This window comes from Streptomyces alboflavus, assembly GCF_000716675.1.
GTDB lineage: Bacteria > Actinomycetota > Actinomycetes > Streptomycetales > Streptomycetaceae > Streptomyces > Streptomyces alboflavus.
On record NZ_JNXT01000002.1, the window covers coordinates 284,624 to 297,853 of the forward strand.

The 13,230-nt window shown below is 74.5% G+C and carries 13 protein-coding genes; 6 read left to right on the forward strand and 7 right to left on the reverse strand.

The annotated features are described in order from the left end of the window. Positions 1-53 precede the first annotated feature (53 nt). The 5 genes from OO63_RS02740 to OO63_RS02760 all read left to right on the forward strand — a co-directional run bounded on the left by OO63_RS02740 (position 54) and on the right by OO63_RS02760 (position 4,156). Positions 54-1,064: a phosphotransferase gene (locus tag OO63_RS02740; RefSeq protein WP_030356809.1), complete on the forward strand. Its 1,011-nt coding sequence runs from the start codon at positions 54-56 to the stop codon at positions 1,062-1,064. Between the two features lie 86 nt (positions 1,065-1,150). After that, positions 1,151-1,333 (forward strand): hypothetical protein, encoded by a 183-nt coding sequence (locus OO63_RS02745; RefSeq protein ID WP_030356808.1) that lies wholly within the window; start codon positions 1,151-1,153, stop codon positions 1,331-1,333. After that, positions 1,330-2,145 (forward strand): hypothetical protein, encoded by an 816-nt coding sequence (locus OO63_RS02750; RefSeq protein ID WP_051810458.1) that lies wholly within the window; start codon positions 1,330-1,332, stop codon positions 2,143-2,145. The genes OO63_RS02745 and OO63_RS02750 overlap by 4 nt, the downstream gene beginning before the upstream one ends. After that, positions 2,142-3,074, forward strand: coding sequence for a DUF6895 family protein (locus tag OO63_RS02755; protein ID WP_030356806.1), 933 nt, complete (start codon positions 2,142-2,144; stop codon positions 3,072-3,074). The genes OO63_RS02750 and OO63_RS02755 overlap by 4 nt, the downstream gene beginning before the upstream one ends. Beyond that, positions 3,071-4,156 carry a serine hydrolase domain-containing protein gene (locus OO63_RS02760; protein WP_199819443.1) on the forward strand — a complete coding sequence of 362 codons (1,086 nt, stop codon included), beginning with the start codon at positions 3,071-3,073 and terminating at the stop codon, positions 4,154-4,156. Before OO63_RS02755 ends, OO63_RS02760 begins: the two co-directional genes overlap by 4 nt. Here OO63_RS02760 and OO63_RS02765 read toward each other — a convergent pair. From OO63_RS02765 to OO63_RS02795, 7 genes are all read right to left on the reverse strand, one after another. Beyond that, positions 4,153-5,097 (reverse strand): branched-chain amino acid transaminase, encoded by a 945-nt coding sequence (locus tag OO63_RS02765; protein WP_033263708.1) that lies wholly within the window; start codon positions 5,095-5,097, stop codon positions 4,153-4,155. The two genes, OO63_RS02760 and OO63_RS02765, sit on opposite strands and share 4 nt — an antisense overlap. 58 nt (positions 5,098-5,155) lie before the next feature. Further along, the gene (locus OO63_RS02770; RefSeq protein ID WP_051810459.1) at positions 5,156-6,289 is read right to left on the reverse strand and encodes an Ldh family oxidoreductase; all 1,134 of its coding nucleotides are present in this window, start codon (positions 6,287-6,289) and stop codon (positions 5,156-5,158) included. A 24-nt stretch (positions 6,290-6,313) separates the two neighbouring features. Beyond that, complete coding sequence (locus OO63_RS02775; RefSeq protein ID WP_051810460.1) at positions 6,314-7,318, reverse strand: diiron oxygenase; 1,005 nt, start codon at positions 7,316-7,318, stop codon at positions 6,314-6,316. 3 nt (positions 7,319-7,321) lie between these two features. Beyond that, entirely contained in the window at positions 7,322-8,467 is a 1,146-nt protein-coding gene (locus OO63_RS02780) for an EamA family transporter (RefSeq protein WP_078618799.1), read from the reverse strand. Further along, positions 8,353-9,687, reverse strand: a complete 1,335-nt coding sequence (locus OO63_RS02785) for a KamA family radical SAM protein (protein ID WP_051810462.1) — start codon at positions 9,685-9,687, stop codon at positions 8,353-8,355. The genes OO63_RS02780 and OO63_RS02785 overlap by 115 nt, the downstream gene beginning before the upstream one ends. Then, entirely contained in the window at positions 9,684-10,394 is a 711-nt protein-coding gene (locus OO63_RS02790) for a TauD/TfdA family dioxygenase (RefSeq protein ID WP_030356799.1), read from the reverse strand. Before OO63_RS02790 ends, OO63_RS02785 begins: the two co-directional genes overlap by 4 nt. Positions 10,395-10,671: 277 nt before the next feature. Continuing rightward, entirely contained in the window at positions 10,672-11,556 is an 885-nt protein-coding gene (locus tag OO63_RS02795; RefSeq protein ID WP_125262708.1) for a helix-turn-helix transcriptional regulator, read from the reverse strand. Positions 11,557-11,896: 340 nt separating this feature from the next. Between OO63_RS02795 and OO63_RS02800 the strand changes: the two genes are divergently transcribed. Beyond that, a complete protein-coding gene (locus OO63_RS02800; RefSeq protein ID WP_030356797.1) occupies positions 11,897-13,210 on the forward strand; it encodes a phytase in 1,314 nt (437 codons plus the stop codon). Positions 13,211-13,230 lie beyond the last annotated feature (20 nt).

Sequence of the window (13,230 nt, forward strand, 5' to 3'; positions counted from 1 at the left end):
GCGGCGGAGCCGCCAAGTGCCCGCCGCCGCACGGCGGTTGTTAGCGTGCGTGCATGAAGGCGTTTCCTGAGAATGTGCGCGACGAAACCCTCTCGCGGGGTCTCGCGGCCTACGGCATCACCCCCACCGCTGTGACCTACGCGCCCGTCGGCTTCGGCGACTACCACTGGTACGTCACCGGCGACGACGGGCGCGACTGGTTCGTCACCGTCTCCGACCTGGAGCACAAGGCGCACTGCGGGGCGGACGCCGCGACGGCGCTCACCGGTCTGCGCCGGGCCATGGACACGGCGCTGACGCTGCGCACACGCGAGGACCTGCGGTTCGTCGTCGCGCCCGTCGCGGCCGCAGACGGCGGCTCGGTCGTCCCGCTGGACACGCGGTACGCCCTCACGGTCTTCCCCCAAGTCACCGGTCGCGCCGGTGACTTCGGCGACCCGCTGGGCGACACGGACCGCGACCGCGTACTCGCCCTGCTCGCCCGGCTGCACGACCGGACGCCGCCGGACACCACCCCCGCCACCACCCTGGAGCCCGCCGGACTGACCGGCGTCCACGCGGCCCTTGACGACCTCACCGGCACCTGGTCCGGCGGCCCCTACGCCAAACCGGCCCGCCGCCTGCTCGCCGCCCACGCCGCACCCCTGCGCGCCGCCCTGGCCCACTTCGACGCCCTCGCCGACTGCGTGCGCCGCAGCGGCGCCCCCCTCGTCGTCACCCACGGCGAGCCGCACCCCGGCAACCTCATCCAGGGCGACGGCGGTTACCGGCTCGTGGACTGGGACACGGTCGGACTCGCCCTGCCCGAACGGGACTTGTCGCTCCTCGCGGACGAACCGGCGGCGCTCGCCCACTACACCGGGCTGACCGGCCGGGCCCCCGACAGGGCCGCGCTCGCGCTCTACCGGCTGCGGTGGAGCCTGCTGGACGTGGCCGAGTTCACCGAGTGGTTCCGGGGTCCGCACGAGGGGACCGACGACGCACAGGTGGCCTGGGACGGCTTCGCGGGGACGCTGGAGCAGCTGGCCGATCGGAGCCGCGACGCGGTGATCGATTCGAACTGAACAGACAACAATGATGAATTGCCATAAACTGGGGCAAGGGTGGGCGTCACTGGATGTAGTGGCGACGTCTATATGAGGAGGCACCGATGCTTGCTCAGCACACACCGCTTCTTGTCGCTCCGACGGACACCACGGCGCTAGGCACGGCCATGGTGGAGCCTGAGGCGGTCCTGAGCGACGCGCCGACGTACGCGCCCGAGGCTGCGGGATTCCTGCTCCTCCTCGCGCTCGTATCGCCGAAGGAGCCGAAGGAGCCGAAGGGCAAGTGAGTCCTGATCGGTCGCAGACGGCGTACGCCGCGTCCGCGGCTGACCTGGCTGTCCGTGCCCTCGATGCCCTCCGTGGCATCGGGGGCACCGCCATGGTCGCCGAGCACGTCGAGCGGGCGGACGACCCCAAGGCGGCCCTGGCCGCCATCCGGGTCGTCGGCGCCGACGCCTTCGCCCCCTACCTCCTGGCCGACGCGGTCTTCCACCCCCAGGACGCGGCCGCCGTCACCCAGTCCTTCGCCCTCTTCCCACCCCCGGTGACCACTCCCGACCCGCCGCCCGCGGGAGCCGCCGAGCCCTGGCTCGTCGCCTGGCGCGACTGGGCCATGGCCACGCTGCTCGCCCGCCTCACCGACGCGGAGCCGGGCGGCGCCCTCGCGCCACGGCCCACCGGCGCCCCCGTGCTCACGGAGGCGGACCAGCCGCAGGGCGGCGGCGACACGGACGGCCAGGATCCGGGAGCCGACGCCCCCGACGACAGCGGCCGCACCGACACCGACTGGCAGCGCTGGTCCGTCCGCATGGGCCAGCTCTCCCCGCTCGCCCTGCCCGGACTCGAAGGCCCCGTGCACACCGCGGCCCGCGCCGCCCCGCTCGCCCTCGCGCGCGGCGCCACCCGCGCCGTGCTGCGCCGCGACTTCCCCACCGCCGCGCGCATCACGCGCTGGCTCGCCCTGCTCGCCGCCGAGGGCACCCGCGTCCCGCTCGACCCCGTGCCCCTGCTCGAACACCTGCGTCTGCACGGCGGCGGCCCGCGGCTCGCGCTCGACGTCGCCATCGCCCGACGGCTGCTCGCACTGGAGACCGCATGACGGCGTCCGTGACGCGGACCGCGCACCAGGTGAGCGCGCGGGCCCTGACCTGGCTGCACACCCACCGCGAACTCGGCGCCCTGCCCGCCGACACCACCGCCGACCTCGGCGACCCCGACAGCGTCTACAAACCCCTCGGCGAGAGCGCACTCGCCGCCTCGCTCGTGCTGCGCGAGTCCGCCGCCGGTGGCACCGAGCTGCGCCTGGCCCGCGAGCTGATGGACTTCTGCTGGCGGCAGTTCGGCGACGGCGACATGCTGTACGAACGGCTCCTGCGGTACTCGATGATGACCGACCCGCTGGAGACGTACGCCCCCTTCGCCCGCTGCGGCATCCGCCACGAACCCCTGGAACGGCTGCTCGCCCACACCAGCGCACTGCGCTCGGTGCGCGGCGCCGAGGTCCTGCCCAACCGCAGGCTCGCCGTCGCCAACGCCGCCCGCGTCGCGGGCCTCGACCGGGGCGCGCACGCCTACGACTGGTCGGCCCTGGCCCGCGCCACCTGGCTCGGCGCCACCCCCGAGCCCTGGCTCATCGACTGGATGACCGGCTACTGCGTCACCCACACCGTCTTCCACCTCACCGACTGGGGCGGCCACCCCGCGGGCCTGCCCGACGACCTCACCGCGTACGTGGCCACCTGGCTGCCCGTCTGGATCGACATCTGGGCCGAGATCGAGCAGTGGGACCTGGTCGCCGAGCTGATGATCGTCGGCTGCTGCCTGCCCGAGCCGTACTGCGCGCCCGCCGACTGGGAGCGGCTCGCCCGCGTCCAGCACGCCGACGGCCTGGTGCCCCGCGACGGCGACCCGGTCGCCGACGACCCCGGCCGCCGCTTCGAGGACCACCAGCACACCGCCGTCGTCGCCGCCATCGCCGGCACCCTCGCGGTCTCCCGCACCCTGGGCGGGGCGGCGGAGCAGCGGTGAGCCCGGGGGAGCCCGCCTGGTCGGTGAACCTGCTCGCCGCCCTGCGCGCCGCCGCGCCCGGCGCGAGCGCGGTGGCGCTCGCCGTCCGTCGCGGCCCCGACCACGCCGTCCTCGCCACCGGCTCCACCGCGCTGCGCGGCGGCGCGGCGGCCGCCCCCGACACCCGCTTCGAGATCGGCTCCCTCACCAAGACGTTCACCGCCCTGCTCCTGGCCGAGATGGTCGCCCGCGGCGAGGTCGCCTACGACGACCCCATCACCCGCTTCCTGCCCCGCGCCGCCGCCCCGCACCTGCGCGGCGCCCCCATCACCCTGCTGCACCTCGCCACCCACACCTCCGGCCTGCCGCGGCTTCCCCCCGGCCTGCTGCGCAGCGGGGCGGCCCACTGGTTCAGCAACCCCTACGCCGCCTTCTCCGCCACCGACCTCGCCGCCGCCCTCGCCCGCACCCGGCCGCGCGCCGCCCCCGGCACCCGCGTGCGCTACTCCAACCTCGGCGTCGGCCTGCTCGGCGCCCTCCTCGCCCACGCCGCCCACGGCCCCGGCGCCCCCTTCGCACCCCTGCTCGCCGCCCGCGTCCTCGACCCGCTCGGCCTGACCCGCACCAGCTGCGCCGCCGACCAGCCGCAGGCCGTCGGCCACTGGCACGGCAGGGAGCGCCCCACCTGGCAGATCCCCGCCCTGCCCGGCGCCGGAGCGGGCCGTTCCAGCGCCCGCGACCTGCTGACCTGCCTGGACGCCCTGCTCGACCCGGCCGCGGCACCCGCCGCCGTCCCCGCCACGCTGCGCACCGCGCTCGCCGACGTCACGACACCCCGCATCGCCCTGCCGCGCACCGGCCGACGCATCGCCCTCATCTGGAACATCCGCCCCCGCCCGACCCACGACCTCTATCACCACTCCGGCGGCACGAGGGGCTTCACCGCCTTCGCGGGCTTCAGCCCGCGCAAGCACGTGGCGCTCGTCGCGCTCGCCAACACGAGCCCCGCCCTGACCGGGACGTTCATCCAGCGGGCGTACCTGGAGCTGTGGGCGCTCGCCCAGACCGCGCAGCCGCGCCGGGACAGCCAGGGCGTGCCCTAGGGCCTGTCCGACGGGTCGGCGTGGCGTCGCGGCACGGGAGTCAGCCAGTCGGCCGACGGCGTGTTCTTGCCGGTCACCGCGTCCAGATACGCGTCCCGCAGCGCCGCCGTGACGGGCCCCGGGGCGGGCAGCGCCGTGGGGCGGTCGTCCAGGGACTCGACCGGGACGACACCGATGGCGGTGCCGGTGACGAACAGTTCGTCGGCGGTGTACGCCTCGGCGTGGGCGAGCGGCCGCTCGCGGACGGGGATCCCGGCCGCGCGCGCGAGGTCGAGGACTGTGGCGCGCGTGATGCCGGGCAGGATGCCGTCCTGCACCGGAGGGGTGTGCAGGACGCCGGACCGTACGACGAAGATGTTCGCGGCCGAGCCCTCGGAGAGATGACCGGCCGACGTCAGCATCAGCGCGTCGTCGTAGCCCGCGCCGAGCGCCGCCAGCTTCGCGAGCGAGGAGTTCAGATACGCGCCCGTCGCCTTCGCGAGGGGCGGGATGGTGTCCTGGTGATTGCGCCGCCACGCGCTCGTCATCAGCCGCCAGGCCCGCGCCGGCTGGTCCTCCCACGCCCACGCCGCGAGCGTGACCCGTACGGCGGACAGGTCCAGGGCCACCCCCATCTGGCCGTAGCCGAGATACACCAACGGGCGGACATAGCGCGGGCCCGCCCCGCCCGCGGCGATCAGTTCCGTCGTCGCGGTGGCCAGTTCGTCCGCGGAGAAGGGGATCTCCATGCGGTACACCCGGGCGGAGCGGACGAGCCGCGCGAGGTGGTCGCGCAGCCGGAAGACCGCGAGGGTGCCGTCCACCGCCGGGTGCGCGCGGATCCCCTCGTACACCGCCCAGCCGTAGTGCAGCGACTGGGTCAGGACGTGCACCTTGGCCTCGTCCCAGGCGACGAGGCGGCCGTCCATCCAGATGTGTTCGGCGGGGGAGAGGGCGCTCATCGGATGCTCCTCGTCATGGGATGCCGTTCGTCGTCGGGGCGTGCTGCGGGCGGGCTCGTCACGGGGCGTGGCGCGGCAGGGGGCGCAGGGTCGGCGCGGGCAGGCCGTGGCGGCGGGCGAGACGCTCCAAGGCCCGCGTCGTCTCCACGTCCAGGGTGATCCCGGACCGTGCCGCAGCCCGCTCGCTGTGCCGCTCCGGGTCGCCGGGGGAGAGCACCGCCGAGCCGTCGGCGGGCGGGGCCGCGCGGGTCGTGTCGACCAGGTCGCGCAGCCGCCCGTCGAAGGCGTCGCGGCCGCCGAAGAAGGCCGGGTCCAGGCAGAGCAGGAAGTGCGCGACGCGGCGGCCGCCGCCGGGCCCCGCCTGCTCGATGTGGTCCAGCTCCCAGTCCAGTGGGGCGTCGGCCAGCCCGGCGGTCATCAGGGCCACGACCATGCCGAGGCCCTGCCCCTTGTGGCCGGGGCCGAGCGGGGACAGGGCCGCCGCCCGGTCCGGATCGAGGGTGGCGTGCCCGCGGCCGTCGGTGGCCCAGCCCGGGTCCAGGGGACGGCCGCGGCGGCCCCGCTCCCGTACCGTCCCCAGACACACCTGACTGGTCGCCATGTCGAGGACGAACTCGTGGTCGCCCGCCCCGGCCGCGACACTCACCGGATTGGTGCCGAGCAGCGGATCGCGCCCGTGGAACGGCGCGACGCGCGCCGACGCCGACGTCATCGCCCAACCGGCCATCCCCGCCCGGGACATGACCCGGCTGTGGATCGAGGCCGCCGCGAAGTGGTTGGAGTTGCGCACCACGACGGCCCCGACCCCGAACCGCGCGGCGCGCCGCACGGCTTCCCACGCGCCCGCCGTCCCCGCCACCACGCCGAGCGCCGCGTCCGCGTCGAGCAGCGCCGAAGGGCCGTTCTCCCGGACCACGGCGATCCGCGGCGCCGGATTGGCGATCCGCCGCGCGAGGTCGTCCAGATAGCCCGGCAGCAGCCGAAGGCCGTGCGTGCCGATCCCGCGCGCCGACGTCTCCACGAGGGCGTCGGCGACGAGCGCGCAGGACTCGTCGTCCACGCCGTGCGCGCCGAGGGCGCACACCGCGACGGCGCGCGCGGCGTCCGCGTCGACGAGATACGCCGAGGCGCCCGGGTCCCGCGCGCCCGACGCGGGCCCGGACGTGCCCTTCTCCTTCTCCGGCAGTGACACGGTCGCACCCCTTCCTCGGGTTCCTCACAGGACGTACGGCAGTCGGCCCGACACCTTCACGCTCGACCAGTCGAACTCGAGCCGGTCGAGCACGTCGAGCTCGGCGAGGACCTGGTGCAGGCCGCTGTAGTCCCGCAACAGCGCCGTGCGCCCCGCCGACCGGCAGTCCTGGAGCATCTCCGCGCCGCCCTCGACCCCGACGAAGCGCATGATCGCCTCCCAGGCGCGGTAGTCGTTGGCCGAGTACGCCTCCAACGCCCGGCACAGCGCGTCGAGCAGGAACCTTTGCTGCTCTTCGGTGAGTTGGGGGTAGAGGACCTTGAGGAGCTCGCCGCTGATCGAGCCGTGGCAGACCTCGTCGTGCCGGTGGAGGCGCGACAGGGCCACGTTCATGGGCTGCACCCCCTCGGCGCCCGCGACCAGTTCGAGGTACGCGCCGATGGACAGCTCGGTCGTGGTGGAGAACGCGAGCGTGAGCAGGCTGCGCTGCCAGCGTTCCACCGCCCGGTCGGTGAGCTCACGGTGCGTCACGGAGACGTAGGGCAGGGGGAGTTGCTTCTCCTGGTACTGCTCGCCGCGCAGGGCCCGGGTCACGTGGCTCGCCATGCGGTGCATCAGGATGTGGTACTGCTCGTCGACCATGGCCTGCATCAGCGAGACCTCCAGGGCCTCGCCCCACAGGCCCGGGAACTCGCCGCGCAGGATCAGTCCGAAGGCCGGGTTGACCACGTGCGTCTCGGAGTACTCGGTGTTGCGGTTCAGGGCGATCATCGCCCAGGTGAGGACGGCCGACCGCTGTTCGGGCGGGAGTGCGGTGTACGTGGGGTGGTCGGCGAAGGGGACGATCTCCTCGGGGTAGTCGGGCAGCGCGGGGTCGAACAGGTCGAGCAGGTCCGTGTCGGCGCGCTTGACGGTGGCCCGCCGCTTCCAGTTGGCGGCGAGGCGGTGGATGACCGGGTTGTCGACGGCGCCGAACATCACGGAGCCGAAGGCGTCTTCCTCGGAGTTGCTGACGAAGCGCTCGTCCATCGTTCAGGTTCCTCTCGGGCTCTCGTGGGGTTCTGTCACCGTGCGCCGGGACTCCGCCGCCATCGGAAGGGGCGATCCCGCGGGCGGCAGGGGGCCGACGGGCCGCGGGCCCGGGCGTGCGGAGGTGCGCATCGTCCGCTGTGCGAGGGCCACCCCCGCCAGGACCGTGACGACGCCCGCGCACTGCACGGGCGTCAGCGTCTGGCCGAGGAACAGATACGCGGCCCCCGCCCCCGCCACCACCTCCAGCGTCGCGAACAGGCTCGCCGCCGACGGCGCCAGGAACCGCTGGGCCGCGATGCCGCTGACGTACGCCACGAGCGTCGCGACGAACGCGGCCCACAGCACGACCCCCCAGACGGGCGCGGACACCGACTCGTGGTGGACCGTGTCGCCGAGCATGCCGTAAGGGAAGCCCGTGACCGGCGAGACGACGTTCAGGGCGAGCGCGCCGACCGCGATGCCGAGGGCGGTCACGGTCACCGGATCGTGCTTGACCAGCGCCCGCCCTGCCACGAGGAAGCGCACCGAGAGCGCCGCCGCCGTCCCCAGCGCCGCGAGCACGCCCACCACGTCGAGCCGGAGGCGCGACCACACCTCGCCCACGAGCAGCAGCCCCACGAGCACCACGGCCGTCCCCGTCCACACGAGCCGGGGCTGCGGCACCCGCCGCACGCACCGCAGCCAGCCGACGACGATGACCGGTGCGAGGAACTGCAGCACCACGAAGACGCCGACGGGTATGCGGGCGACGGCGACACCGCACAGGGTCTGCAGCGTCGCGAAGGAGCAGACGCCGAGCACGGCGATGACGCCGTAGGCCTCCCGCGCCGCGGCGACCAGCGCCCGCGGCCGGGTCAGGGCGACGAACGCGAGGAGCAGCACGGCCGCGACCGACAGGCGGGCCTGGGCGATCTCCATCGCCGTCAGGCCCGCCGAGTCGAGGACCTTGGTGGCCGGGCCGACCGTGCCGAAGGTGCAGGCGGACACGGCCGCGAGCGCGACACCCGTCGCGGAGCCCGCCGGGGAGGCGTTCAGCGCGGGCCCCCTTGTCGTACGGGCACGGGCGGCGCGCCCCGCGGGAAGAACCGCCGGTCGTGGTCCGCGGACGGGACGAGATCGGACCACCACTGCGCGTCCGGGTCCCACCGGGCGTGGAAGGGACGGCCCACCAGCTCGGGGTCGCGGGCCTGGAGGAAGCGCAGCGAGAACGCCCACTCGCCGCCCGGGAGCCGCGTCGGCCCGTCCACGGTCACCTTGCCCTCGGTCGTCGACATGACAGGACCGCGCGCGGTGCGCCCGAGCCCCGAGAGCTGCGTCGTCGCGTCCCGGTGGATCTCGTACGCGCGTTGGATCGGCAGGCCGAAGTAGCGCCGCGCCCCGGTGTCCCGCTCGACGAACAGGTAGTACGGGTGGATGCCGAGGGCGAGTTGGGCGCGCCAGGAGTCCGCCCACACGCCGGGGTCGTCGTTGACGTGCCGCACGACGGGCGCCTGCGAGCGCAGTTCGGCGCCCGTCGCACGCAGGGCGGCGACGGCGAGCCGGGTCAGGTCCGGCTCCAGCTCGCGCGGGTGCGAGACGTGCACCATGACGGCGACGTGCCGCCCCGCCCGCACGATGCGCTCCAGGAGCCGCAGCAGCGGCGCCGCGTCCGGGTCGCTCACGAGCCGCGCCGGGTGGAAGGACAGCGCCTTGGTGCCGATGCGCACCGTAGTGATGTGCTCAAGGCCCGGCCGCAGCAGCGCGTCCACGTACGGCTCCAGGAGGTCGGTGCGCATCACCAGCGGATCCCCGCCGGTGAACAGGACGTCGCTGACCTCGGGATGGTGCCGCAGATAGTCGGTGACGCGGCGCGGCCCGTCGTCGGCGATGCGCAGCCCCGGGTCGCCCACGAACTGCGCCCAGCGGAAGCAGTAGGAGCAGTACGCGTGGCAGGTCTGGCCGTGCCGGGGGAAGACGAGCGCGGTCTGGGCGTACTTGTGCTGGACGCCCTCGACCGCGCTGCCGTCGTCGCCCTCGTCGAGGCGCGGGATGTTCATGGTGAGCTGCTCACCGGGGTGCGGGTTGAGGTCGCGGCGGACGGCGGCCACGGTGGCCCGCAGCTCCGCCGGGTCCCCGAGGGCGCGCTCCACGGCCCGGAAGTGCGCCGGGTCGATCATGTCGCGGTGCGGGAAGAGCAGCCGGTACAGCGGGTCGTCGGGGGCGCTCTTCCAGTCCACCAGATGGTCGATGACATGGCCGCTCACCTTGAACGGGAGCACCTGGCCGACCACGTCGACATCGTGCGCGAGGTCCGCGTCCGCGCACCGGTCACGCACCAGGGCGGCCAGCCTGCGGCCCGACACCGTGCGGGTTCCCCGGCCGCTCATGCGGCGATCCAGTAGCGGGTGAGGTGGCGTTCGGCGTCCTCGTACGCGGAACGGGCGTGCAGCATCCGCTGGTTGTCCCAGATGAGCAGACACCCGTCGGGCACCAGGATCCGCGTGCGGTACTGGTCGAACAGCTCGCCGACCCGGCGGGCCAGGGCCGCGCCCGCCCGCCCGAGCGGCAGCAGCTCGGGATCCGGGGCGGCGTCGAGAGCGGCGTCGTAGTCGGCGGCGGTCAGCAGGTTGTAGCTGAACCTGAGCACCGGGCGGCCGTTGGCCTCCTCGTACAGCATCGGCACGGTGACCGTCCCGGCCCCGGGGCCGGGGAAGGCCAGCCGGGGCTCGGTGAGGAGGGCGTGCTCGGCCGGGCCGAGCAGCTTCTCCAGGAGCCGTCCGTCGAGCAGGTCCGTGTGGCCGCCGCCGCAGCGGGCCTGGCGGTGGCAGTACAGGGCGAGGTGGCGCGGGCTCGGGTCCCAGCCCGGGGCCTCGGTGTGGGCGCGGATCGTGTTGCGGCTCTGCGAGTAGGCGCGGCCGTCGTTGCCGGGCCGGTGCACGACCTCGTGCTCGACGGTGCCCGTGTACTGCGGCACGAACCGGCCGATGTCCTGCAGGAGTTCGATGGCGTGCCGCTGTCCGGAGAGCCTGTGCACGACGGTGTGCCCGTCGGCCTCCAGAACGGCACGCACGCTCTCGGCGCGTGGCATGGGCATGTGCTTCCCCCGTTGTCTTCCGCTGCTGATCGCCGCTGGGGCGATGGCTTGGCTCGGGCGGGTGGATGCCGGGTTCCGGTGGTCAGCCGGTCCGGCCCGGCGCCGCGTCGGCGCCCGCGAGACGCCGGCCACGCCGGTCGTGCGACGCAGCCTCGCAAAGGGGCCCGGGGACGTATTGAAGAAAACCGACTTCGCCGGGGGATGGCTCGATCCGGTATGCGAGGGCCGGTGTCCGGGAAACGCGCGCGGGCGGACGCTGGGACAGTGTGGGACCGGGTCAGTCCGGCAGGACCAGGCTCGTCGGCCTGCGCTCGCCCCGGTCCACCTCCGCAGGGCCGCTGTGGGCGAGGCCGCGGGTGCGGGTGAACCGCGACAGGGTCCAGCCCGTCATGCCCTTGAACTCCCGGCTCAGATGGCCCTGGTCGGAGTAGCCCGCGAGGGAGGCGGCCGCGGCGCCGTTGTGCCCCTGGGACAGCAGGCCGACGGCGCTGCGCAGGCGCAGGACGCGCGCGGCGGCCTTCGGGAGCAGACCGAGTTGCTGCTCGAAGCGCCGCTCCAAGTGCCGCTCGCTCCAGCCGCATTCGCGGGCGAGGGCGTGCACGGGGATCCTGCCCGCGGTGCGGTTGAGCCGCCGCCAGGCCCACAGCACCTCCGCCGAGCCGTGCGGCCCGTCCTGGAGCCAGCTCATGAGGGTGGTGTCCAGGAGCGCGAAGCGCGTGGCCCAGTCAGGACACAGGCCCAGCCGCTCGTCCAGGCCCCGGAACCGGTGCCCCAGCAGATCCGCGGGCTCCACCAACTGGTTGGCCAGCGCGTTCATCGGCGTACGGAAGAGCGTGTACGCCGCCCAGGGGGCGATCACCACCTCCACGCCGCTGAGCCGACCGTCGTGCTCGCCGAGCCGGGCCCGCGACTGCATCCCGGCGTACACGGAGCCGTACGTCGACCGGGTGGCGCGCCCCGGGCCCGCGGCCTCCCACACGCTCAGGCGCTGCCCGAACAGGATCACCAACGTCGTCATGAAGTCGGGGAGTTCGAGCCGCCGCCGGGCCCTGGCCAGGTCGAACCGGAAGCCGCGGTAGCCGACGACACCGGGCCTGAGCGCGGGCGCCGGGCGGGCGGCGGCCCGCTCCCACGTTCCGTCAGGGCAGCACGTGTACCTCACCGGATCCCCCGTCCCGTGTCCGACTGCCGCCATTGTCGGCCGGGGGAGGGGGCCGGGCAGGGGGCGCTTTCGCGCCAGTGTCCCCGTCATGCGCATGCCGTTTATGCGCATGACGTGTGCTCTTCCGCGGGCGTACGTCCACCCGTCACCCTGCATGAGCACGTAAGAGCCTGCGAGCGCACGCGGTCGGACAGGACGCCGGGTGCGCGCCGCGCGTCCGGGACGAACCGAAGTCCGCCGAGAACCGCAGCCGTCGACAGCCGCAGCGGTCAACAACCGCAGCCGTCAAGCACCGCAGCCGTCACACGCTGCGTCCGTCAGGAACCGAAGGAGCCCTTCCGTGCCCAAGGCCCGTATCCGCAGACCGAGCATCCTCGCCGTCGCGACCGCCCTGGCCGCGCTCGCCGCCGTGGCCCCCGCGCAGGCACACGTGCAGGCGCACGCGCCCGGCGCCCTGCCCGCGCTCACGCCCCGGGCCGAGACGGCGCCGCTGTACGACGACGAGGCGGGCGGCAACTCCGACGCCGACGACCCGGCGATCTGGCGGAACACCGCGGACCCGGGCCGCAGCCTGGTCGTCGCCACCGCCAAGGAGGGCGGCCTTCGGGTGTACGACCTCGACGCGCGGCAGGTGCAGCACCTGCCCGCCCCCGCGGGGCCGGCGCCCGGCGACGCCCCCGGCCGCTTCAACAACGTCGACCTGGTGCACGGCCTCAAGCTGTCCACCGGCCGCGCCGACGTCGCCGTCACCACCGACCGCGGCAACGACCGGCTGCGGTTCTACCGCATCGACCGCGACCGCCCCGGCGGCCCGCTCACCGACGTCACCGACCCGGCCGCCGCCCCCGTCTTCTCCGCCGGCCAGGGCGAGATCAACGAACAGCGCACCGCCTACGGCCTCGCCACCTGGACCGACCGGGCCACCGGCCGCTCGTACGCCGTCGTGAGCAGGCGGGAGCGGACCCGCGTCGCCCTCCTGGAGCTGCTGCCCGGCCGCTCGGGCACGGTCGGCTACCGCACGATACGCACCCTCGACCTGCCGTCGGCCTTCCGCCTGCCGAACGGCACCTCCTGGACGCCGTGCGGCGAACCGGGCCAACTGCCCCAGGTCGAGGGCATGGTCGTGGACCCCGCCGACGGCACCCTCTACGCGGGCCAGGAGGACGTCGGCGTCTGGCGGCTGCGCGCCGACCTCACCGGCACGCCCACCCTGGTCGACAAGGTGCGTGAGTACGGCGTGCCCGGCACCTACGACGAGGACACCGACGAGTGCGTGCCGGGCGCCGACCCCGGCTACGGCGGCAAGCGGCTCGCCGCCGACGTGGAGGGCCTCACGCTGCTCACCGAGCGCGACGGCGACGGCTACGTCCTCGCCTCAAGCCAGGGCGACAACACGTTCGCGGCGTACGATCGCGAGCGCGGCGAGGACAACGAGTACGAGGGCGGCTTCCGCGTCACCGCCGCCTCCACGGCCCTCGACGGCTCCGAGGAGTGCGACGGTGCCGCCGCCCTGAACGCCCCGCTCGGCGCCAAGTACCCGCACGGGCTCCTCGTCGTCCAGGACGGCGACGAGACCCCGCAGGCGTCCGGGCGCGAGGCCACGGGCTTCAAGTTCGTCCGCCTCGACGACGTCGTGGACGCCCTGGAGGACTGAGCGCCGCCGGGGCACCGACA